The following is a 21,995-nucleotide window of genomic DNA, read 5'->3' as shown; positions in this document are numbered from 1 at the left end:
AGGGTTTAAGCCCTTAATTATAGGCTTTAGTGGCTTTTTTAATCTCGAAAATAAGCTCTTTTTGACGGTTATACATATAACGTAACAGATAGTCATCGTATGGTTTTGGAAGGTTGTCGAGCATTGCTACGATTTTGGTGTGATCCTCTCTTTGAGCGATGTGCGTGACCTTAGCCTCTATATCCATAATAACATAACCATTCTCGCCCTCTTCATTTGGCAACGAGAAATTAAGACGTACTGTTTGATTTAGCATCTCTTCTTCACGGAAAACTTTACTCACTTTCATCGCAACAGAATTGACAGAAATATCAAGAATATCGCCTTGTGCGGATGAACGATGTGCATATTTGATGAGTACAGGTGTGCGAATACTGGTTTGAACACGGGTATGTTGTCTATTGTTTGCACTATTTGGCATAAATTTAAGATTCTTAATAATGACTAAAGAGCGTTTGATATCGACTAAAGAGATTTCAGCCTTAATGTCTTTTGGAAAATTTGGTGCTTGTAAGACAGTTTCACCTTCTAACTGCATCGCATAACCTTGCAAGTTTTCACAACTCATGTGGTACGTGCCTTCTGCCATTTTAAGGATGTAAGAGTTTGTGTTAATACAAAGCCCTTTATAGATATTGAGCAGTTTGATAGGAATTTTGTTATTGACGCAGTTGTGCATCAAATAGGCTATCTGTTCTTGCTCTTCGATGACATGGTCCAAATACTCAAGCTCAAAATATTTTATTTTAGCAATATCTTGCGGCAAAAGTTTTTTGGTATTGATCTTTTCAATATAGTCAATGACTTCATTCAGATCACTTGATTCGACATGAAATGCAGAAGTCAGAATAATAGGTGTTATTTTTTCGCTCGCTGTTGCATGTACAAGTTCTTGTTGCAGATGTTTTGTTTGTTCACACGCATGCTCAAAGTTGTTTTCCTCGCCCATGAGAATGTAGAGATTTGGGCTCCATTGAATGACATCTTGAGTTTCATCTTTAAATTGAAAAATTTTATTTACAAGGTTTTTGAATGCGTCATAAAGCGTTGTACTTTTAAAGGTTTTACTGAGTTTATCAAGATTGGAAATGTTGATAAAAATAAGTGAAATTGCAGCATGCGTCACACTTTGTTGGGCAAGACGGTCTTTGAGTTTATCGACAAAATCAAAGCGGTTCAGAATTGTTGAGCAATTTTTAGATTCGCTTTCAGGATCGTATTGGATGAGTGTGACAATTTTTTCATTGCTTTGTGGAAACGATTTGATGACACACAGATAGACTTCTTTTTGTGACGAAGCTGTTTCTATCACAATACTGCCTTGTGCATCTTCATTCTCTTTTAGCGCTTCACATAGCTCTTCATCACGGTTGATTTTTGCTTGAAGAGCATTCAAATCATTGGTTTCATAGAGCATTTTTGCTTTGGCATTGGCGTAGATAAGTGTTTCCCCTTGAAAAACAAGAAATGGAAAAAAATGTTCTATTTTTTTCTCAAGCTCAATTTTTTGGAATGTATAGAGTTTGTCATCGAGTTTATTGGCATTTTTAGAGAAAACAGAAAAGAGAAGATTTTCTTCATTTTTCAGAGGAAGTACATCGGTAATGCCAAAGTGAAGTGCAAACTTTAGTAAAAGCCTATTTTCAACATCATCAGCGAAAAGATACGTAATAATGGGCTTGTGCTTCGCAAACAGTCCAAGAAGAAGTTTGAGCTTTTCTTTGGTTGTTTCGCCAATTTCGATAAAAAATATATCAGCCATAGGGGTAGATTTGATGTCATTATTGAGATCAAAAGAGTGAAAGTTTGGATGTTCTTTTTTTGCACGATTAAAAATTGTTAATTTTTCTTCGCCAAAGGAGAGATGAACAATAGACAAATAGCGTGTTTCATGCAAAAACTGTTCTAAGAGCATCTAAAATCCTCACAATCATAGTAATTCAAATTCTACCAAAATTCATAGAAAATTTAATCATCTTTTTACTACAATACATCATCTTTTAAAAGGAACACTCTAATGATGTATTATTTAGCGATCGAAGGGAAACAAAAACTTAGCGGAAGCGTCACCATTTCAGGCGCCAAAAATGCCGCACTCCCTCTTTTAGCGTTAACCCTCCTCTCAAAGCGAAAAATCACGATATCCAATATACCTCAAGTTGCCGATGTTAAAACTTTGTTACAACTTCTTACTAATTTAGGCGCAAGCTTTACCAATAAAGATAAAAATATTGTCGAAGTGGATTCAACGACCGTTAACTCTGCGTGTGCAAATTACGATATTGTCCGTAAAATGCGTGCTTCAATCTTAACACTTGGACCATTACTGGCTCGTTTTGGGCACTGTGAAGTTTCACTTCCTGGTGGTTGTGCTATTGGACAGCGTCCTATTGATCTTCATTTAAAAGCACTAGAGCAAATGGGTGCAGAGATTGAAATCAAGCAAGGATATGTTTTAGCTAAAGCACCAAAAGGCCTTAAAGGTGCGACCATTATTTTTGATAAAGTAACCGTCACTGGAAGTGAAAATATCATTATGGCAGCAGCGCTTGCGCATGGAACAACGACTTTGTTCAATGTTGCAAAAGAACCTGAAGTGGTACAAGTCTGCGAAGTTTTAGCAGAAGCGGGAGTGAGTATTGAAGGTATTGGTACCTCAAAACTGGTCATTAAAGGTAGTGGTGGAAAGCTTTTAGATATTCCTGATTTTCGTGTCATTCCAGATCGTATTGAAGCAGGAACCTACTTGTGTGCAGGAGCTATCACAAAGTCCAAAATCACACTTAAACATGTCAATCCAAGACACCTTGATGCCGTTATTTTAAAATTAGAGCAAATGGGCTTTAAAATTGATGAAAAAGAAGATACTTTAACCATACATCCTGCGGAGAAAATCCTTCCTTCAGATATTGAAACAACAGAATATCCAGGTTTTCCAACCGATCTTCAAGCTCAATTTATGGCACTTTGTACACAAGCAAAAGGCACAAGTATCATTGATGAGCGCTTGTTTGAAAATCGTTTTATGCACGTAAGTGAGCTTTCTCGTATGGGTGCAAACATCAAGCTTAAAGGGCACAGCGCAACAGTTGAAGGCAAAATAAAACTGAATGCTGCGGATGTAATGGCAACAGATCTTAGAGCAAGCTCGGCACTTATATTAGCCGCACTGGTTGCTGAAGGTACGACTAAAATTCACAGAATTTATCACCTTGATCGTGGATATGAAGATTTAGAGGGTAAATTTTCCAAATTAGGTGCTCGTATTGAGAGACTTGAGGAGTAGAAGATGAACAAAGAGCAAGCCGTTAGTTTTGATGAAGCCGTCAATTTAAGTCTGAGCCTAGCTACGTCAAAGCCACATAAAGCATGGGTAAGTATATTTGATGCGTTAGGACGCACGTTGGCTAGAGAGATTGTGTGCAAAAAAAATCTTCCCTCTTACAATAATGCTGCAATGGATGGTTTTGCATTTAAACATGGCGATAATTTAGGCGAACTTAACATTAAAACAACCATCCTTGCTGGTCAAATTGTTGAGCCTTGTTTGCGTGAGACTGAATGTTATAAAATCATGACAGGCGCAAAAGTACCTGATGATGCCGATACCATCATCCCTTTTGAAGATTGTGTATCGTATGATGAAAACAAAATCGTTCTTCCCTCCTCTATCAAAAAAGGCAATGCGTTACGTTTAATGGGAGAAGAAGAGCGTGTGGGGTCTATTTTGCTTGAAGAAGGTACATGTTTAAACTCACGTGACATTGCGCTCCTTGCTTCTCAAGGTATTAGCATGGTAGAAGTCTATAAAAAGCTTCAAATTGCTGTTTTTTCAACTGGTGATGAGCTTAAATCACCTTGGGAAAATGCCAATGAAAATGAAATTTATGACATCAATGCCCTTGCGCTCATTTCTTTGCTTGCTGAACACGGTTTTGTTGCACATAACTGTGGGGTCATTCCTGATAATTTAGAAGCTGCAACAGAGTACTTTACACGTATGAAACAGTACGATGTTTTAATCACCAGTGGTGGAGTCAGTATGGGTGAGGCTGATTTTGTTGAACGCGCACTGATTCAAAATGGCTTTGAAGCTTCGTTTCATGGTATCAATATTAAACCTGGCAAACCAACGATGATGGGTAAGATGGGTGAAACGATCGTTGCTTCTATGCCTGGCAATCCGCTGGCCGCTTATGTAAATGCTTTTTTATTTTTAATTCCAGTTTTGAAAAAACTTCAAGGTCAAAAAAAATTTAACTTAGATACCATTAAGGTTCCTAATGCTGAACCATTCAATCTAAAATCAGGTCGTGTAAACTTAGTTTTGGGATCATTTAAGGATGGAATGTTTCATGTATTTGGTGCCAATAAATATGGTTCAGGAATGGTAAAACCACTCATAAATAGTAATGCACTCTGGGTTAGTGACGAAAAAACTAGTCGCATTGAAGCAGGAGATGAGATTCGTATTTTGCTCTTTTAAGAGAGTATTTTAACATTCAAAAGGCTTTTTTTGAATTTAGTTCAAAAAACTTGACCTTTTGATGTTTTTTTCGCTAACATGGCAAAACGAAAAATGACAACTGCTACTTTAAAGGTATGTGATGTTAAACGAAATAAAGATCTCGACGAAACTGCTTTTTATCTCAATCGTAACGGTTATTGGTTTAATTGTTCTCTCCTATGTGAGTATCAATTCAAGTCTTATTGGTAAGAATTCCCTCGAAACAATCTATGAAAAAAATGTTGTTCCCGATAGTGAAATTACTGCAGCACGTGATAATTTTGAGATGGTTCTCAATGATCTGATTCATGTTACAAGTGAATTCTTGCCTACGGGGCAAGCAAAAGATCGTCTTCCTCTTATTGAAAAAAATATGAAAGACTTTTTTGAAAAAGCACTTCAAAGTGATTTTTATGCAGAACCAACGCTAAAGCAAAACCTCAATGAAGCGTATGAACGCTACAGTCAAAAAATTGCTCCAAAATATTCACGTATTTATGAGCTTTATGTTAAAGATAATCGTGAAGACATCGGTGATATGGCAGTTGAAATTGAAGCAGATTGCAAATATATCGCACAGCGTTTTGATAATATGTCTAAATTTACGACCAAACGAGTGAAAGATATTAGTGAACAAATTAGTGCGAAGCTCAAACAAAACCTGTATATCGTTATAGTAATTTCTTCACTGATTTTAGTGGTTACTTCTGGTCTTTTATTTGCTATTACCCGTTATATTGTTAAGCGTATTGCACGCATTGGCGATCATTTATCGGACATTACACAAGATTTAGCGCTAAACCGCCCTATTGTTGTGGCAAACAAAGATGAGATTGGGCATATTAGTGAGAATCTCAATACACTACTCAGTACTCTTCAACAAGCATTGATTAAAGCAAAAATGACGATGAATTCAAATTCAGAGATCAATAAAAGTATGCAAACATTTGCGCATACCATCACAAATGTTGCAGAAAATCAAGACCGTATTGTTGAAAATGTTAAAAAATTGACATCAAAAATTAACGCTGAGTTACAAGAATCACGCAACATTTCTGAAACATCAGCAACGTACATGAAAGAAGATTATGCGATGTTAGATCAAATGATTCTAACATTGGATCATATTGTTGAAAGTATCAATCGCGTCAGTCAAGATGAACAGCATATATCTTCTCAAATGAATACTCTTGCAGAGCAAACAGCGCAAATTCGTTCAATTATCGAGATGATTAAAGATATTGCTGAACAAACCAATTTGTTAGCGCTTAATGCTGCGATTGAAGCAGCGCGTGCGGGAGAGCATGGACGAGGTTTTGCTGTTGTTGCGGATGAAGTAAGAAAATTAGCTGAAAGAACGCAAAAATCGCTCGCTGAAATCGATGTGACCATTAGTGTTGTTGTACAAAGTGTTTCTACCGCAAGTGATAATATTAAAGAAAATAGTCAAAAAGTGATCGATTTGAACGAAAATGCTATCAAAATTTCATCATTAGCGAATGAAACGAAAGAAAAAACAGCAAAAAGTTTAGAAATTACCAATGTTGCTTATGCAAAAGCACTGAGTATTACAAAAGAAATTGATGACCTTACTGCAGGTGTTGAAGAAGCAACAGGACTTGCTCATGAAAATAAAAAGATTGCAGATAATTTATTAGAAGTGTCCAGTAATCTCAATCTTTCATCAGCAGAATTAGAGCAAGAATTGACTATTTTCAAGGTATAAAATTCCTATCTAAGCCCTTTAAAATCTATTTGTGCTACAATTAGTGAACAAAAAGATTGACATAAAGGGTTTTTTTTGATAGAATTCCGTCCGTTTTGCGGGAATAGCTCAGTGGTAGAGCACAACCTTGCCAAGGTTGGGGTCGCGAGTTCGAACCTCGTTTCCCGCTCCATTCTTTTTATACTTCTTTTTATTTCTTCACTTTTTTCTCAACCTATTTATATCGATAAATCATATTGTATTGAAGAAGATACGCTCAAAGCCTCTTTCTTTGGCTATAAAAGCAATACTGATCCTATCATTATCCAAATTCCAAAAGAACGTATGTATTATAGTGTTCCGACTAATTCAATACGATCTGCGTTTAGTGAGCACAATGTCACAATCATTGATAGCAGCGATGGTGTAGTTGTTTTTAAACGTAACTGTACATTAATGGGAAAAGCTGATGCTATTGAAGAAGCTTTTTTGAAAAAATTTCAAGAAGTCTCTCCTTCTGTTCTTATTGAAGAAAAACCGCGTATATCTGTTAAATCTTCACTTCCTGCTGATTTCCAACGTTATCAATTAGTTGGTGTTAGTATTCCAGAAACAACGCTTAAAAAAAATAACGGCTCATTTATCGCTATTTTTAAAGTAGGCGATAAAGAAAGAAAGCTCTATTTTACTTATGAGATGAATGCCAAGGTTATGGTGTTTAAAGCAAAACGTAATTTGCTTAACGGTAAAATCCTTACAAATGATGACTACGAAAGCATTTGGATGAGTTTTGAAAGTGTTCCTCCAAGGGCTGTTATTCAGGATATACCTCAAAACGCAATGGTGAAAAGTACCATAAAAGAGGGACAAATTTTAACAGATTATCATTTTGATGTGAAAAAAGCACTCTCTAAAAAAGATACTATTAGAGCCTTACTAAAAGAGAGTGGCTTGGTGATAGAAGTGCAAGCGACACTTATCGAAGACGCGGATATCGGAGATATTGTCAAGATTAAAACAGAACAAGGCAAAATTTTGAATGCAAAAATCGTATCTTTAAAAGAAGCGGTAATCCTCGAATGAAGCGCATCATTGTTGGCATTAGTGGTGCTAGTGGTGTAGAACTTGGTCTTTCTTTTATTAAAGCACTCCCAAAAGAAATCGAAAAATACATTATCGTTTCAGATCATGCAAAAATCGTTTTTGAAAAAGAGTCCAATACGTTTTTACTTGATGATGAAAATATTGGAGCTGTGACAGCTTCGGGTTCTTTTAAAACAGATGCTATGGCGATCATTCCTTGTAGTATGAATACGTTGGCTAAGATTACTCATGGGATTGCAGATAACCTTTTAACGCGTACTGCTGCTGTGATGATAAAAGAAAAACGCCCTCTTCTTCTTGCTCCTCGTGAAATGCCTTTTTCTGCTATTGCGCTAGAAAACATGTTAAAGCTCTCACAGCTAGGCATACATATTGCACCACCCGTTATGGGCTATTATGCGAAGGCTGGGACCCTTGAAGATATGGAGAATTTTTTAATTGGTAAGTGGTTCGATCTTCTAGGAATCGAACATAATCTTTTTCAACGTTGGGAGGGAGCATGAGAGTTGCCATTTATCCAGGGACTTTTGATCCTATTACCAATGGGCATATGGATGTTATCAAGCGTGCAAAAAAGCTTTTTGACAGAGTTTTGGTTGCCGTTGCGATTTCAGAAGAAAAACGTCCTATGTTTGATATAAAAACACGTGTTGAGATGGTCCAAGCGGCCATTGCAGATATTGATGGGGTTGAAGTTGAGCCTTTCGATAATCTTTTGGTGAATTTTTCTAAAGAGAAAAATATTCGTGTCATGATTAGAGGTCTTAGGGCGGTAAGTGACTTTGAGTTTGAGCTTCAAATGGGCTATGCGAATGCCTCTTTATGGAGTGAGATTGAGACGGTTTATCTTATGCCAAGCCTTAAAAATGCGTTTATTAGCTCATCTGTAGTGCGTTCTATCGCAAAACATGGTGGTGATGTTTCTCATCTCGTACCATGTGCTGTTTTACCTTATTTACAAAGTAGATTTACATGTATGTGATTTTCGAAGGAATTGATACGACAGGCAAAAGCACACAAGCTGCACTTTTTGCCGAACGTCATAAAAATGTTTTAGCAACCAAAGAGCCTGGTGGCACACCCACTGGTCTTAAATTTCGTGAGATGCTTTTAGGTGGCGAGCTTAAAAGCTCTTTTAATGCGGAGCTTTTTTTATTTTTAGCGGATCGTGCATTGCACTACGATACGGTTGTAAAACCTGCACGACATGAGCGTTTAGTCATAAGTGATCGTGGTTTTTTATCAGGTATTGCCTATGCGTGCGCCAATCACAGCGATATTGATGGTGAATTTTTATTGCAAATGAATTGTTTAGCACTTGAAGAGTCTTACCCCGAAAAAATTGTTCTTTTTTTAACGAATGAAGCACTTATAAAATCGCGACTTGGAAATAAAGAACATGATGTGATTGAAGAACGTGGTGTAAGCTATTTGTTACGTATTCAAGATATAATGCGTCGCGTTGTTAAGACCTTACCGATTCAGGTTTTAGAAGTCGATGCTTCATTAGATATTGAAACAATTTATACACGAATTGAGGAATTTTTAAATGATTAATGCATTACGTGGAATGAAAGATACTCTCTCTCCACACAGTGAAATCTATCAGCATATTATTGAGACGTGCACTCGTATTGCACAAAATTACGGATTTTCATTTATTGAAACGCCTATTTTAGAAGAGACAGCGCTTTTTAAACGCAGTGTAGGCGAAAGCAGTGACATTGTGGGTAAAGAGATGTATCAATTCATCGATAAAGGTGAAAATGATGTCTGTTTGCGTCCTGAAGGTACGGCGGGTGTTGTAAGAGCGTTTATTCAACAAAAATTTGATAAAGCTGGTGGCAATAGACGCTTTTTTTATCATGGTCCGATGTTTCGTTATGAAAGACCGCAAAAAGGTCGTTTACGTCAATTCCATCAATTTGGTGTAGAGAGTTTTGGCGAGAGTGATGTTAGAGAAGATGCTACGATTATTTTAATGCTTAGAGCGATCTTTGATGCTTTAGGTATTGGGTATAGTTTGGAAATCAATTCTCTTGGTTGCCCAGCATGTATGCCACAGTATCGTACAACACTTGTAAAGTTTTTAGAGACACGTGAAGGTTTATGTGAAGATTGCGAAAGAAGAAAACTAACTAATCCTATTCGTGTGCTTGATTGTAAGAACGAACACTGTAAGACATTGTTGGCTGATGCTCCACTCATTGTAGATCATTTATGCGCATCGTGTAAAGAGGATTTTGCTACATTAAAAGGGATTTTAGATCAGTTTAGTGTTTCCTATACTGTCAATCCAAAACTGGTTCGTGGATTAGATTATTACTCCAAAACAGCTTTTGAATTTGTAAGCAATGAAATCGGTGCACAAAGTGCCATTGCAGGTGGTGGACGTTACGATCGTTTAGTAGAATTTTTAGATGGCAAACCGACACCTGGTATTGGTTTTGCAATGGGAATTGAACGCTTGATGGATTTGGTAAAAATGCCTGAAATTGGGCGTGAAGGTTATTATATTGGTGCATTATGCGATGAAGCTTTAGATGTCGTATTTGATCTTGTTGATCGTAAACGCCAATTAGCAAAAGTTTTAACGGATTATGATGCAAAGTCTCTCAAAAATCATCTCAAAAATGCTGATAAAAATAATGTAAAATTTTGTGTATGTGTTGGGGAAGATGAACTTTCAAATCAAACAGTTTGGGTAAAAGACCTAGAAACTAAAGAAGAAAAAATTATTAATATAGCGCATTTTTAAGGAGCAAAACATTGGATTACGGAATTAAAACCTGGGGGAACGATAACTTTTTTATCGAAGATGGTAAAGTAAAAGTTAACATAGGCTGCGAGCCTTCTTTAATAGAGATCATACAACAAATACGCAAAGACGGTATTCGTGGTCCTATTCTTTTGAGATTTCCTCACTTGATTCAAAAACAGATCCGTATGATTTATAAGAGTTTTGCTGATGCGAAAAGAGAGTTTGGATATGAAGGTAACTTTAGTGCGGTTTATCCTCTCAAAGTCAATCAATTCCCTAATTTTGTAAAAAATCTTGTTTCTTTAGGCCAAAAATATCATTATGGACTTGAAGCAGGTAGTAAAGCAGAGCTAATTTTAGCAATGGCGTACAATAATCCAGGTTCTCCTATTACGGTTAATGGTTTTAAAGACAATGAGATGATTTCATTAGGCTTTATTGCTGCAGAAATGGGGCACGATATAACCTTAACGATTGAAGGTCTTAATGAGCTTGAGAGCATTATTTCCATCGCAAAAGATCGTTTTGGTTGCGTACCAAATATTGGCTTACGTATTCGTCTGCATAGTTCAGGTATTGGTATTTGGGCAAAAAGTGGTGGTATTAACTCCAAGTTTGGTTTGACATCCACAGAGCTTTTAGAAGCCGTAAATATGATTAAAGATGCTAATTTACTTGATAAATTTACGATGATTCACTTTCATATTGGCTCACAAATTACAGATATCGCACCTCTTAAAAAAGCACTTCGTGAAGCTGGAAATATTTATGCTGAGCTTTGCCGCATGGGTGCAACAAACCTTAGAGCCATTAATCTTGGTGGTGGTTTGGCGGTTGAGTATTCTCAACATAAAACGACACTGCATAAAAACTATACCCTAAGCGAGTATGCTAACGACGTTGTTTATTTACTTAAAGACATTGCAACTCAAAAAGGCGTTCATGAACCTGATATTTTTATCGAATCAGGTCGTTTTGTCGCTGCGCATCATGCCGTATTGATAGCGCCTGTTTTAGAGCTTTTCTCACAAGAATATACTGACTTGAAATTACGTTTAAAAGAGAAAAATCCTCCATTGGTTCAAGAGTTGTATGACCTTCTTGGCACAATGAACCGTAAAAATGCTTTAGAGTTCTTACACGATAGTATTGATCATATGGAATCATTACTCACTCTTTTTGATTTGGGTTATATTGATTTACAAGATCGCTCTAATACGGAGATTTTAGTCAATCTTATTATTAAAAAAGCCGTTGGACTTGTTGCAGATAAAAAATTTAGCGAGATTTTAGATATTCAAGATCGTGTGCAAGAACGCTATTTGGTTAACTTCTCACTCTTCCAAAGTTTGCCTGATTTTTGGGGCATTGGACAAACGTTTCCTGTTATGCCACTGGATCGTTTAGATGAAGTACCAACACGTTCTGCTTCATTATGGGATATTACGTGTGATAGTGATGGAGAGATAGGGTTTAATACAGAGACTCCTCTCTTCTTACATGATGTGGACATTAAAAACCGTGACTATTTCTTGGGCTTTTTCTTAGTTGGAGCTTATCAGGAAGTATTGGGTATGAAACACAACCTCTTTACACATCCAACAGAAGCTACGATTATCATTGATGATGATGGCTATAAGATTGAAAATATGCTTGAATCCCAAAGTATTAGTGATATTTTAGAAGATCTTGACTATGATATTCGTGAGGTACAAGAGAACCTTAATGAACGTATCGAGGCATCAGATATTATCAGTGACAAAGAGAAAAAATATATTTTAGGTGAGATCTATCTTTTCTTAAATGACAATGGTTATTTGAAAACTATCAATAATGAGGACACTATCGCACATGAGTGATATTTCGTTATGGGCACAAATTAAAGAGGATTTTTCACAGCCTATTTTGAATGATCCTGCAATTAACTCGAAAATAGAGCTTTTTTTTAATTACCCAGGTGTTTGGGCACTGGTAAATTATCGTATTGCTCATGCATTACACGTCAAGGGCTTCAAAACCCTTGCACGCGCTATTATGGGCATTTCACAAATTATTACTAACATAGATATTCATCCAGCATGTACCATTGGTCGTCGAGTTTTTTTTGATCATGCTTTTGGTGTTGTTATTGGTGAAACTGCCATTGTAGGTGATGATGTTTTAATTTACCAAGGGGTAACTCTCGGTGGTGTGAGCCTAGAGCGTGGTGTGAAGCGTCATCCTACCATCAAAAATCATACGGTTATCGGTTCTGGCGCAAAAGTTTTGGGCGATATTACCATTGGTGAGAATTGCCGTATTGGTTCTAATTCTGTTGTGGTTAAAAGCATTCCTGATGATTCTACTGCAGTTGGAATTCCTGCTCGTATTATCGAAAAAGGGCGTGATAAAAGCCCAATGGCACACAATAAACTTCCTGATATCAATAAAGAGCTTTTTATCTATATGTTTAAACGTATTAAGATTTTGGAAGAAGCAGTATTGGCAACCAATAAAGATCTGAAAATCAAAGATGATGAACTAGAAGCTATTTATAAATGCTACCTTGAATCGGTCAAAGAATAAATATTTTTTGGGAAGAAATGATTAATTTTTCGCTATAATCTGCACGATATTTTTATAGGGGAAAGTTTCATGCTATCACAAAGAATCCAAGTGTTATCACCCTCTTTGACTTTAGCAATTACTGCTTTAGCAAGAGATCTTAAAGCTCAAGGAAGAGACATTCTTAGCTTTTCTGCTGGTGAGCCAGATTTTGACACACCACAACGTGTTAAAGATGCTGCTATTACAGCCATTCAAGAAGGCTGCTCAAAATATACTGCTGTAGCAGGTACACCCGAAGTTCTTAAAGCAGTTGCTGGAAAACTTAAGCGTGAAAATAACCTCGATTACAAACCTTCACAAATCGTTGTCAATGTTGGTGCTAAACACTCATTGTTTAACATTTTTCAAGCGATTATTGATGAAGGTGATGAAGTCATTATCCCTTCTCCATATTGGGTTACGTATCCTGAAATTGTAAAATATTCTGGTGGTACTCCTGTTTATATTGAGACAGATGAATCAACAGGTTTTAAAATTACGCCTGCACAACTAAAAGCAGCTATCACGCCTAAAACAAAAGTCCTTCTTTTTAATACTCCATCAAATCCAACAGGATCAGTTTATTCAAAGGCTGAACTTGAAGGTTTAGCGGAAGTTCTTAAAGGAACAAAGATCTTAGTTGTTTCAGATGAGATGTATGAAAAGATTTTATTTGATAACTTAAAATTCACCTCAGTTGCTTCGATTAGCGAAGATATGTACAATCGTACCATTACTGTAAATGGACTAAGTAAATCAGTTGCTATGCCAGGCTGGCGTTTTGGTTATTTAGCATGTCCTATTAAAGAGATTGTAGATGCGATTGTTGACTTACAAGGACAAAGTACTTCTAATATCAACACAATTACTCAAAAAGCGGCACTTCCAGCATTGAATGGTCTTGTGGATGAAGATATTGAAGCAATGCGCGTAGCATTTGAGAGACGTCGCAATATGGCTTATGAATTGCTCAATAACATCAAAGGCCTCTCAGTCATGAAACCAGAAGGTGCTTTCTACCTTTATGTGAATATCAAAGCAGTTGAAGAAGATTCAATGAAGTTTTGTTCAAAACTTCTAGAAGAGACTGGTGTAGCGGTGGTTCCTGGTCTTGGCTTTGGAAGTGATGGTTACTTCAGACTCTCTTTTGCAACAGATGATAAAACCATTAAAGATGGAATTGAACGTATTCGTACGTTTGTTGAAAACTACAAGTAATGTTTACAAGGGCATTTTTAAAATGCCCTTCTCTTCTAAAAAATTCTACAAAAGTCATACAGTTTTGGTACAATTCTGACATTATTTTTACATATATTGATAAAGGCTTAAAGACAAATGAATAAATATGTCATCACACTTGCAAAAACTTGCTTAGGCTGTAAAAAGCCATCATGTCGTACAGGATGTCCTGTAGGTACACCTATCCCTGAGATGATTCGCCTTTTTTTGGCAGGTGATATTAAAGAAGCAGGAAAAATGCTTTTTGAGAACAATCCTCTTTCTGTTATCTGTTCTATGGTATGCCCACATGAAAAACATTGTGAAGGTCATTGTATTCTCACTAAAAAAGGAACAGCAGTTAGTGTAGGAAGCATTGAGAACTATATTTCCGATTTGTATATCCATGACGTTCAATTTGAAAAACCAACCAAAAATGGTCATAAAGTTGCTATTATCGGTAGTGGCCCTGCGGGTATTGCATTAGCTGTTATTCTTGCTTCTAAAGGATATGAAATAACAATGTACGATGCTCACGATAAAATTGGAGGCGTACTTCGTTACGGTATACCCGATTTTAGATTGAATAAAGAGATACTCGATACGATTGAGAGTAAATTACGACAATTAGATGTAACAATTCGTCCTAATATTACCATTGGCAAAAATATCACCGTTGGTGATCTATTCCGCGATGATTTCAAAGCTGTATTTATTGGTACGGGCGTTTGGGCACCGAAAAAACTTGGTATCAAAGGTGAGAGTCTAGGACATGTTCATTTTGCGATCGATTATCTCAAAAGCCCGGATGTTTATCAATTGGGAAAACGTGTCGTTATCCTAGGTGCTGGTAATGTGGCAATGGATGTTGCTCGAACCGCTGTACGTCATCATGCAAAAGAAGTGATTATAATGTACCGTAAAGGTATGGATGATATGCCTGCTTCCAAACATGAGATCGAATGTGCTAAGATCGATGGTGTAAAATTTGAACTCTATAAACAACCGCTTGAGATCACCGAAGAAGGCGTTAAATATAGTTGTACTGACGGAAGTGAAGAAGTAGGTCTTTTAGAAGCAGACTCTATTTTAGTCGCTATCAGTCAAAGTCCAAATAATAATATCGTACAATCTGCACGTCAAATTGAAGTAGACGGTAAAGGTTTAGTTATAACAGACGAAAGTGGACGTACCACGATGGAAGGTGTATTTGCTTCAGGCGATGTTGTTACTGGTGCAAGAACCGTTGTAGAAGCGGTAGCCTTTTCAAAGCGAGTTGCTACTGCTATTGAAGAATATGTAGGTACACTATAAAAAAAGATGAGTTTTACATGTATGTTTTACATGTAAAACTCATAAAACGTATTTATTTTGATTCTGTTCCGAAACGTGCTTTTGCATCTTGAAGTGCTGCAATGAGTTCATCAAGATTTTCATAAGGAATATGTGCTTTCCAATCTGGTTCTTCCCCATTTTTCTTCAAAGCAATACCAATGCTTACAACAGGAAATGATCCACTTCCATAGGGTTCTTCCAAATGAGAAACAGAAATCATTCCGTTTTTTGTTCCTGCTAATGGAAATTTTGTGAGTATTGTATTTTTTCCGCCCATGACGTAATCCTTTTAATTCTTTTTAAAAAATTTTGCGAGTTTTGCTTGCGTTTTTAACCACTCGTTCTGTAAAGTAAGAGGGAAACCGCCGTAAATTTTACCGCCTTCAATCGATTTTGAAACTCCACCACGTGCTGCAATGGTTGCAAAATCACCAATTTCCAGATGTCCAGCTGTTGCGCTTTGTCCACCCATAACAACATTTCTGCCCAGTTTTGTTGAACCCGAAATACCTGTTTGTGCCACTAAAATACACGCTTGTCCAATTTCACAGTTATGACCGATTTGAACAAGGTTGTCTATTTTTGTCCCTTTTTTAATGATGGTAGATCCAAAAACAGCTCTATCTATAGTGCTGTTAGAGCCAACTTCAACATCTTCTTCAAGAATGACATTCCCACTATGATGTATTTTAATATGCTCACCCATTTTTGTATGCGCATAGCCAAAACCATCGCTTCCTATAATGGCACCTGCTTGAATGATGCATCCATCTTTTATAATGGCATCATCGTAAATAACGACATTAGGGAAAATTTTGACATTTTTGCCAATATGAACATTTGCACCAATGGTGACATTAGGCATAATGTGAGCACCCTCTTCTACAATACTATTGCTCCCAATAACTACATTTTGCGCGATTGAACTTTTATCTGAAATAGTTGCAGGGATTGAAGTGTCAAAAGCTTTTTTGGCAAAAAATGCGCTTGCATATGCCATACTAAGATGAGGGTTGTCGCTTAAAAGTGCTTGTGAATGTTTTGGAAGATACTCTTTATAAGCAGGAGAAAGAATCACGACTCCTGCTTGTGTTGCTTGTAAATCAGCTAAAAACTTAGGATTTTCAAAAAAAGCAATCTGCGAGGAAGTCGCCTCTTTGAGTGTTGCAAAAGAGGTGACTTCCATATCGGTACCTGAAAATTCAAGCGAAATCGCTTGAGCTAAAAGGCTAAGTTTCATTAGATGTCCATCGCGACAGAGCCGCTTCTTACAATGTCAGTTGGATTGTATTTTTTAACTGCTTTTAAAAAGTTATCGATACGATCATAATCATCTGCTACCATAACAACAATAAAATCTTCACCACTACTTGCTATCGTTCCATTATAGGCTTTAAGCATTGCATCAAGACCATTAAAATCTTCACTCAGTGGTATTTTAACCAGTGCCATTTCTTTTTCAACAAATTGGCCTGACTCTATAACTTTATATGTTGGAATAAGTTTATGCAACTGTTTCACAATTTGCTCTAAAACAGGCGTACTACCCGATGTAACAATAGTCAATCTAGATAAATTTGTTTTAGGTATAGGAGCTACTGTTAATGAGTCAATATTGTACCCACGACCTGCAAAGAGACCCGATATGCGCGATAAAACGCCATCTTCGTTTAAAACGATAACAGATAAAACTCTTCTGATATGTTCCATCTCTTACTCCTTATACTCAAGCATCATATTGTAAAGCGTTCCACCTGCTGGAACCATTGGTAAAACGTTTTCGAAGCGATCGACTTGAACGTCAATCATACAGACAGTGTTGCTTTCAACTGCCTCTTTAAGAGCTTTATCAAACTCTTCTTTTGTTTTTACTCTAAAACCTCGTCCTCCAAAACTCTCAACTAATTTTACGAAATCAGGTTGCATTGAAAGATCGGTTGATGAGTAACGTTTATTATAGAAAAAGGTTTGCCATTGACGAACCATCCCTAAAAACTGGTTATTGAGAATAATATTGACAACACCAACTTTGTTTTCAACAGCCGTCATTAACTCTTGAATGTTCATCAAAATTGAGCCATCGCCCGTGAAGTTAATAACTGTTTTTTCTGGAACGGCAACTTTTGCACCAATAGCTGCTGGAAGTCCATAGCCCATCGTTCCTAAGCCACCGCTAGTAAGCCATTGACGTGGATAGGAGAATGGATAAAATTGTGCTGCCCACATTTGGTGTTGACCAACGTCAGTACAGATAATGGCTTTATCGCCAAGAATTTGTCCAACACGCTCAATTGCCCATTGAGGTTTAATGACTTCATTAGAGTCTTCATATTTGAGCGGATGGATTTCATTGTATCGTTTTAGAAGATCACGCCAAGGCTTGTACTTGTCTGCTTCAACGTGCTCTTTTGCAAGAGGAATCATCGCTTCAACAACATTTTTAAGATCACCTACGATTGGATAATCGATAGGAACGATTTTACCAATACTACTTGGGTCGATATCAACATGGATAATTTTGGCATGTTTCGCAAATTCGCTGAGTTTACCGGTAACACGGTCATCAAAACGTGGACCAAATGCTATCATAAGATCAGCTTCGCTCATTGCCATATTGGCGCTGTAACAGCCGTGCATTCCAAGCATACCAAGAAGCAATGGATTCTCATCACCCATAACACCACGTGCCATCAATGTTTCAACCGCAGGAATGCCACAGATTTTGGCAAATTCTCTTACTTCAGCGCTTGCGTTTGAATTGATTGCACCACCACCGATGTAAAGGACAGGACGTTTTGCAGCAGCAATTGCTTCAATTGCTTTTTTAATTTGACGCGGATTGCCTTTATAGGTTGGCTTATAGGTCTGCATTTTAATTTCACTAGGGTATGCAAAATGACCAATTTGTGCTGTAACATCTTTAGGGATATCTACATGAACAGGACCAGGTCTGCCACTACGTGCAATATAAAATGCCTCTTTTAATATACGTGGCAAATCTTTAACATCTTTAACCAAGTAGTTGTGTTTAACACATGGACGGCTAATTCCAACAGCATCAATCTCTTGAAATGCATCGGTACCAATCATACTAATAGGAACCTGTCCGCTGATAACAACCATCGGAATAGAATCCATATAGGCTGTTGCAAGACCTGTAACAGCATTCGTAAATCCAGGACCACTGGTTACAAACGCAACACCTACATCACCTGTTGCACGGGCGTAACCATCTGCCGCATGCAAAGCTGCTTGTTCATGTCGTGTAAGTATATGTTTAAAATAATTTTGTTTATAAACTTCGTCATAAACATTCATTATAGCACCACCAGGATAGCCAAAGACGACGCTGACGTTCTCCTTGCGTAGTGCTTCAATGACCATTTGGGAACCGCTTAACTCCATGACCTCTCCTTTCATATTGTTGATGATACTTCTTCTAAAAAAAGTGGGTTATTATAGCAAATAAAGATTAAAGAAGGCTCATTTTTAGGGCATATTTTATGATTTGTACAAATTGTAACACTGCTCTAACACGACACCTTCTCTAAGCCCATCGTCAATAACAATACACGTTTCAAAGCCTAGTTTTTTCATAATAGCCTTTACAATTAAAATACCCACGATGACTAAATCTCTACGATTTGTTCCTGTATAACGTTCTGCTTCATCTAAATTCATTGTGGTCAAACGCTCATAAGCTTCTTCAAAATCATTGATATGTAATACTTTTCCATTTACGACATTTGCATCATAATGGTTATAATCTAAACCTTCTAAAAATGCAGCAACAGTTGTAGGCGTACCTGCGGTTGTTACTAATTGTAAAAAATTAGAAGGAATTGTTGTTTTTTGTTTTTGAATAAATCCATCAATTGAACCTACAATTGATGCTATGTTTTGCTCAAGATCTGTTTTGTAACGTTCTGCGACATTAATAATTCCAAAGGGAAAACTTTGTGATTGTTTGTCACCATTTTTACAAAAGGTAAATTCTGTTGAACCTCCACCAAGGTCAAATAGCGCATATATTGTAGGGTCAAAACCTTCACGTTTTAAAGCATTTTCAATAGCAAGTGATGTGAGGAAAGCTTCCTCTTTTCCTGTAATAATTCTAAAAGTAAGACCAAAAGTAGTTTCAATCTCATTAAGAATCTCTTGTGCATTAGAAGCGACACGCATTGCTTCTGTTGTCACACAAAAACAGCGTTCATTTTTAAAATCAAATAATGCTGAAGCTTCATGCAATGCATTAAAAATGTTTTCTTTTGCTTGCTCTCCAATCCTACCTGTAATATGCAAATCTTTTGCTGTTCTAACAATGCGTTCAAATGCCAAAATACGGGCTTTGCTTTGACAGTCTATTTTAACGATACGTAGGGTGTTTGAGCCTAAATCACAGCCAATCATCAGTATGCTCTATTTTCGTCTAAAGAGTTTCATAAACGTATTAAAAATGGCGCGGATGATGCCAAGAAGAATATAGACAATTGTAGAATACAAAAGTGGGTGATAAGGCATTTTATGAATTGAAAGTTGCTGAAGATGCTCTATGGGGTGAGTTAGCCATTGATTCATGTGCATCCCTAACGCGAGGAACAAAAAAATGGCGATAAAAATAATGACTTCTCGTATAAACATAATCCCTACTTGTTCTAAAATCGAATAGATGATTTTAGAGAAAAGAAACTTAATGTTAGGTTTGGATAACATTACATTATGAGGACAATTTCAGAAGATTATAAACAACTAAAATAATCAAGTATAATATTTTTAACCAAGGAAAGCCTCAGATTGTTGGAAGTAGAATGGGGAGAACATACAACCAAAAAGGATGGGAAAACTATGAAATCAGACAAAATCATTGAGGAGATACTCTTTGAGATTGAGAAGCATGAAGGTGGAATGTCTCGCCGTAATGCAATGAAGTTGTTAGCAGCTTCACCAATTGCTGCAAGTGTCTTGGCAAGTGCAACTACGGCAACTGAGGCTCATGCTGCAAGTTCTAATGCAACGGGCAAAATTGTTATTGTTGGTGGTGGTCTAGCAGGTGTTGCAACAGCTGCAAAACTTACAAGTAGACTTTCAAATCCTAATATTACGCTCATCGAGCCAAATCCAAAATCAGTTTCATATCAACCTGGGCAAACGTTGATTGCGGCTGGTGTATGGCAAAAAAGTGACATTGAGTATGAAACTGCTAATTTTATGCCAAAAGGTGTCAAATGGATTAAAGATTCTGTTGTAAGTTTTGATCCACAAAATAACAAAGTCAAAACATCTGATGGTACAGAGATCAGCTATGATTATTTAGTTGTTGCTACAGGTCTAACGCTTAATTTTGCTGCGATTAAAGGTTTAGAAGGTGAAATTACCTCAAGTGGAGCAAATGATGTTGTCCGTAAAAAAGTGGGCAAAGATGGCGTATATTCTATCTATTTTGCAGATGGTGCTGTCGATACAAAAAAAGGTATTGAAGAGCTGATCGCAAAAGCAAAAGCACATAAGGGACCTGAAAAATTACAAGCTCTTTTCACTGACCCAGATACAGCCATTAAATGTGGAGGTGCTCCTAAAAAAATTATGTACATTACACATGATTTACTCAAAAAAGCAGGTGTACGCGATAAAGTTGAGTTAACATTCTGTCCATCAGGCGATAAAATGTTTGGTGTACCTGAGTACAACACAGCAATCTTCGAGCAATTTAAAGCGAGAGATTTTAAATGGGAATTTAAAACCAATTTAGTAGCGATTGATACAGAGAAAAAGATAGCGACTTTTGAGAAAAAATGGCTCGAAAAAGGTGAATACGACGAGGATCTCAAAGAATACACCATGATTTCAATGAGTAAAAATGTTGAGAAAAAATATGATTTTATTCATATTACCCCTCCTCAAAAAGCGCCTGATGTTGTTGGTAAATCGCCTATTGGCTCAAGTAAAGGCTGGGTACCAGTCGTTAAAGAGACTCTCCAACATGTTACGTATAAAAATGTATTTGCACTGGGTGACGTTGCAGCTGTTCCTATGGGAAAAACAGGAGGAAGCGCACGTAAACAATACAATGTTGTTGCTGAAAACTTAATCGCTGTTATGGAAAAACAAGAAAAACTTCCTGCAGCATACGATGGTTATACCGTATGTCCTTTAATTACCAGTATTGGAACCGTTGCACTCTTAGAGTTTAACTGGACAGCAAAACCTGCGCCTTCATTCCCTCTTGATCCAACACAAGAGAGATGGATTTGGTGGTTACTCAAAGTCTATGCACTTAAACCAATGACCGTGTATGGTATGCTCTCTGGTAGAGCCTAATTTTGTTGATGATACATAAAAAGGAAAAACGCATGAAAAAAATAACTTTAGCATTATCGTTTGCAGTCCTCTTGGTTACTTTAAGTGGATGTGGTGATAAACCAAAATCAGATGTTGTCAAATATAAATACACCCCAGCACAAGTTTATACAGAGACATGTGCTCATTGTCATGGTGCAAAAGGTGAAGGTATCGCTGAGAAAAAAGCACCAGCTCTTACAAAACAAAGTGTACAAGAGCTTGAGATGTCACTTTTTGATATTAAAAATGGTGGTATTGGTGGACAATCAACAGCTACTGAGCATGATGTTATGGAGCATAACATGAAGAAATTGGCTGAAAAAGGTTATGACTACGATATCAAAATGATGGCAAGCTACTTGCACAATACATTCTACGTCGCTAAATAAAATTCCATATGATGTTTTTTGGTGCTTTCATGCATCAAAAAACATCTGAAA

The 21,995-nt window shown here is 36.9% G+C and carries 20 protein-coding genes, 1 tRNA gene and 1 pseudogene; 15 read left to right on the top strand and 7 right to left on the bottom strand.

All coding sequences use genetic code 11. The features are described 5' to 3' along the window. Nucleotides 1-13: 13 nt before the first annotated feature. Complete coding sequence (locus UCH001_RS07130; RefSeq protein WP_067176197.1) at nt 14-1,915, bottom strand: PilZ domain-containing protein; 1,902 nt, start codon at nt 1,913-1,915, stop codon at nt 14-16. Nucleotides 1,916-2,017: 102 nt separating this feature from the next. Between UCH001_RS07130 and murA the strand changes: the two genes are divergently transcribed. From murA to UCH001_RS07065, 13 genes and pseudogenes are all read left to right on the top strand, one after another. Continuing rightward, the gene (murA, locus tag UCH001_RS07125; protein WP_067176195.1) at nt 2,018-3,286 is read left to right on the top strand and encodes a UDP-N-acetylglucosamine 1-carboxyvinyltransferase; all 1,269 of its coding nucleotides are present in this window, start codon (nt 2,018-2,020) and stop codon (nt 3,284-3,286) included. A gap of 3 nt (nt 3,287-3,289) precedes the next feature. Then, complete coding sequence (locus UCH001_RS07120; protein ID WP_067176192.1) at nt 3,290-4,486, top strand: molybdopterin molybdotransferase MoeA; 1,197 nt, start codon at nt 3,290-3,292, stop codon at nt 4,484-4,486. 193 nt (nt 4,487-4,679) lie between these two features. Further along, nucleotides 4,680-6,056: pseudogene (locus UCH001_RS07115) on the top strand (methyl-accepting chemotaxis protein); the annotation flags it as partial. A 274-nt stretch (nt 6,057-6,330) separates the two neighbouring features. Further along, nucleotides 6,331-6,405: transfer RNA gene (locus UCH001_RS07110), tRNA-Gly, on the top strand. 152 nt (nt 6,406-6,557) lie between these two features. Then, entirely contained in the window at nt 6,558-7,295 is a 738-nt protein-coding gene (gene flgA / locus UCH001_RS07105) for a flagellar basal body P-ring formation chaperone FlgA (RefSeq protein ID WP_067176187.1), read from the top strand. Continuing rightward, the gene (locus UCH001_RS07100) at nt 7,292-7,819 is read left to right on the top strand and encodes a UbiX family flavin prenyltransferase (protein ID WP_067176184.1); all 528 of its coding nucleotides are present in this window, start codon (nt 7,292-7,294) and stop codon (nt 7,817-7,819) included. The genes flgA and UCH001_RS07100 overlap by 4 nt, the downstream gene beginning before the upstream one ends. Beyond that, nucleotides 7,816-8,298 (top strand): pantetheine-phosphate adenylyltransferase, encoded by a 483-nt coding sequence (gene coaD, locus UCH001_RS07095; protein ID WP_067176181.1) that lies wholly within the window; start codon nt 7,816-7,818, stop codon nt 8,296-8,298. Before UCH001_RS07100 ends, coaD begins: the two co-directional genes overlap by 4 nt. Further along, nucleotides 8,289-8,873: a dTMP kinase gene (gene tmk / locus UCH001_RS07090; RefSeq protein WP_067176179.1), complete on the top strand. Its 585-nt coding sequence runs from the start codon at nt 8,289-8,291 to the stop codon at nt 8,871-8,873. The genes coaD and tmk overlap by 10 nt, the downstream gene beginning before the upstream one ends. Further along, the gene (gene hisS, locus UCH001_RS07085) at nt 8,866-10,074 is read left to right on the top strand and encodes a histidine--tRNA ligase (protein WP_067176176.1); all 1,209 of its coding nucleotides are present in this window, start codon (nt 8,866-8,868) and stop codon (nt 10,072-10,074) included. Before tmk ends, hisS begins: the two co-directional genes overlap by 8 nt. A gap of 11 nt (nt 10,075-10,085) precedes the next feature. After that, nucleotides 10,086-11,936 carry a biosynthetic arginine decarboxylase gene (speA, locus tag UCH001_RS07080; RefSeq protein WP_067176174.1) on the top strand — a complete coding sequence of 617 codons (1,851 nt, stop codon included), beginning with the start codon at nt 10,086-10,088 and terminating at the stop codon, nt 11,934-11,936. After that, nucleotides 11,929-12,642 carry a serine O-acetyltransferase gene (gene cysE / locus UCH001_RS07075; protein WP_082705693.1) on the top strand — a complete coding sequence of 238 codons (714 nt, stop codon included), beginning with the start codon at nt 11,929-11,931 and terminating at the stop codon, nt 12,640-12,642. The genes speA and cysE overlap by 8 nt, the downstream gene beginning before the upstream one ends. A 69-nt stretch (nt 12,643-12,711) precedes the next feature. Next, entirely contained in the window at nt 12,712-13,881 is a 1,170-nt protein-coding gene (locus UCH001_RS07070; protein WP_067176171.1) for a pyridoxal phosphate-dependent aminotransferase, read from the top strand. 117 nt (nt 13,882-13,998) lie between these two features. Beyond that, entirely contained in the window at nt 13,999-15,195 is a 1,197-nt protein-coding gene (locus tag UCH001_RS07065) for an NAD(P)-dependent oxidoreductase (protein WP_067176168.1), read from the top strand. Nucleotides 15,196-15,247: 52 nt separating this feature from the next. On the opposite strand, the gene UCH001_RS07060 is transcribed toward UCH001_RS07065, so the two are convergent. The 6 genes from UCH001_RS07060 to UCH001_RS07035 all read right to left on the bottom strand — a co-directional run bounded on the left by UCH001_RS07060 (nt 15,248) and on the right by UCH001_RS07035 (nt 19,857). Then, nucleotides 15,248-15,493, bottom strand: coding sequence for a hypothetical protein (locus UCH001_RS07060; protein ID WP_067176165.1), 246 nt, complete (start codon nt 15,491-15,493; stop codon nt 15,248-15,250). A gap of 12 nt (nt 15,494-15,505) precedes the next feature. After that, nucleotides 15,506-16,456 carry a UDP-3-O-(3-hydroxymyristoyl)glucosamine N-acyltransferase gene (gene lpxD, locus UCH001_RS07055; RefSeq protein WP_067176162.1) on the bottom strand — a complete coding sequence of 317 codons (951 nt, stop codon included), beginning with the start codon at nt 16,454-16,456 and terminating at the stop codon, nt 15,506-15,508. Then, nucleotides 16,456-16,917, bottom strand: coding sequence for an acetolactate synthase small subunit (gene ilvN / locus UCH001_RS07050; protein ID WP_025344773.1), 462 nt, complete (start codon nt 16,915-16,917; stop codon nt 16,456-16,458). The genes lpxD and ilvN overlap by 1 nt, the downstream gene beginning before the upstream one ends. A 12-nt stretch (nt 16,918-16,929) precedes the next feature. Beyond that, nucleotides 16,930-18,621 (bottom strand): acetolactate synthase large subunit, encoded by a 1,692-nt coding sequence (locus UCH001_RS07045; RefSeq protein WP_067176159.1) that lies wholly within the window; start codon nt 18,619-18,621, stop codon nt 16,930-16,932. 96 nt (nt 18,622-18,717) lie between these two features. Then, the gene (locus UCH001_RS07040) at nt 18,718-19,626 is read right to left on the bottom strand and encodes a phosphatase (protein ID WP_067176156.1); all 909 of its coding nucleotides are present in this window, start codon (nt 19,624-19,626) and stop codon (nt 18,718-18,720) included. A gap of 9 nt (nt 19,627-19,635) precedes the next feature. After that, nucleotides 19,636-19,857, bottom strand: a complete 222-nt coding sequence (locus UCH001_RS07035) for a hypothetical protein (protein WP_067176154.1) — start codon at nt 19,855-19,857, stop codon at nt 19,636-19,638. Nucleotides 19,858-20,061: 204 nt separating this feature from the next. Here UCH001_RS07035 and UCH001_RS07030 point away from each other — a divergent pair, with 204 nt between their 5' ends. Continuing rightward, a complete protein-coding gene (locus UCH001_RS07030) occupies nt 20,062-21,534 on the top strand; it encodes an NAD(P)/FAD-dependent oxidoreductase (protein WP_067178489.1) in 1,473 nt (490 codons plus the stop codon). Between the two features lie 32 nt (nt 21,535-21,566). Then, a complete protein-coding gene (locus UCH001_RS07025; RefSeq protein ID WP_067176151.1) occupies nt 21,567-21,944 on the top strand; it encodes a c-type cytochrome in 378 nt (125 codons plus the stop codon). The last annotated feature ends 51 nt before the right edge of the window (nt 21,945-21,995 follow it).

This window comes from Sulfurospirillum sp. UCH001 (assembly GCF_001548035.1).
Lineage (GTDB): Bacteria > Campylobacterota > Campylobacteria > Campylobacterales > Sulfurospirillaceae > Sulfurospirillum.
This window is presented reverse-complemented; position numbering and strand designations above follow the sequence as displayed.

Excerpts from the sequence above, each read along its gene's own strand:
- coaD (WP_067176181.1), top strand. The coding sequence starts at position 7,816 with ATGAGAGTTGCCATTTATCCAGGGACTTTTGATCCTATTACCAATGGG.
- UCH001_RS07060 (WP_067176165.1), bottom strand. The coding sequence starts at position 15,493 with ATGGGCGGAAAAAATACAATACTCACAAAATTTCCATTAGCAGGAACA.
- lpxD (WP_067176162.1), bottom strand. The coding sequence starts at position 16,456 with ATGAAACTTAGCCTTTTAGCTCAAGCGATTTCGCTTGAATTTTCAGGT.
- cysE (WP_082705693.1), top strand. The coding sequence starts at position 11,929 with ATGAGTGATATTTCGTTATGGGCACAAATTAAAGAGGATTTTTCACAG.
- UCH001_RS07030 (WP_067178489.1), top strand. The coding sequence starts at position 20,062 with ATGAAATCAGACAAAATCATTGAGGAGATACTCTTTGAGATTGAGAAG.
- murA (WP_067176195.1), top strand. The coding sequence starts at position 2,018 with ATGATGTATTATTTAGCGATCGAAGGGAAACAAAAACTTAGCGGAAGC.
- UCH001_RS07065 (WP_067176168.1), top strand. The coding sequence starts at position 13,999 with ATGAATAAATATGTCATCACACTTGCAAAAACTTGCTTAGGCTGTAAA.
- UCH001_RS07130 (WP_067176197.1), bottom strand. The coding sequence starts at position 1,915 with ATGCTCTTAGAACAGTTTTTGCATGAAACACGCTATTTGTCTATTGTT.
- UCH001_RS07040 (WP_067176156.1), bottom strand. The coding sequence starts at position 19,626 with ATGATTGGCTGTGATTTAGGCTCAAACACCCTACGTATCGTTAAAATA.
- hisS (WP_067176176.1), top strand. The coding sequence starts at position 8,866 with ATGATTAATGCATTACGTGGAATGAAAGATACTCTCTCTCCACACAGT.
- UCH001_RS07045 (WP_067176159.1), bottom strand. The coding sequence starts at position 18,621 with ATGGAGTTAAGCGGTTCCCAAATGGTCATTGAAGCACTACGCAAGGAG.
- UCH001_RS07100 (WP_067176184.1), top strand. The coding sequence starts at position 7,292 with ATGAAGCGCATCATTGTTGGCATTAGTGGTGCTAGTGGTGTAGAACTT.
- UCH001_RS07025 (WP_067176151.1), top strand. The coding sequence starts at position 21,567 with ATGAAAAAAATAACTTTAGCATTATCGTTTGCAGTCCTCTTGGTTACT.
- flgA (WP_067176187.1), top strand. The coding sequence starts at position 6,558 with ATGTATTATAGTGTTCCGACTAATTCAATACGATCTGCGTTTAGTGAG.
- UCH001_RS07035 (WP_067176154.1), bottom strand. The coding sequence starts at position 19,857 with ATGTTTATACGAGAAGTCATTATTTTTATCGCCATTTTTTTGTTCCTC.
- tmk (WP_067176179.1), top strand. The coding sequence starts at position 8,289 with ATGTATGTGATTTTCGAAGGAATTGATACGACAGGCAAAAGCACACAA.
- UCH001_RS07070 (WP_067176171.1), top strand. The coding sequence starts at position 12,712 with ATGCTATCACAAAGAATCCAAGTGTTATCACCCTCTTTGACTTTAGCA.
- UCH001_RS07120 (WP_067176192.1), top strand. The coding sequence starts at position 3,290 with ATGAACAAAGAGCAAGCCGTTAGTTTTGATGAAGCCGTCAATTTAAGT.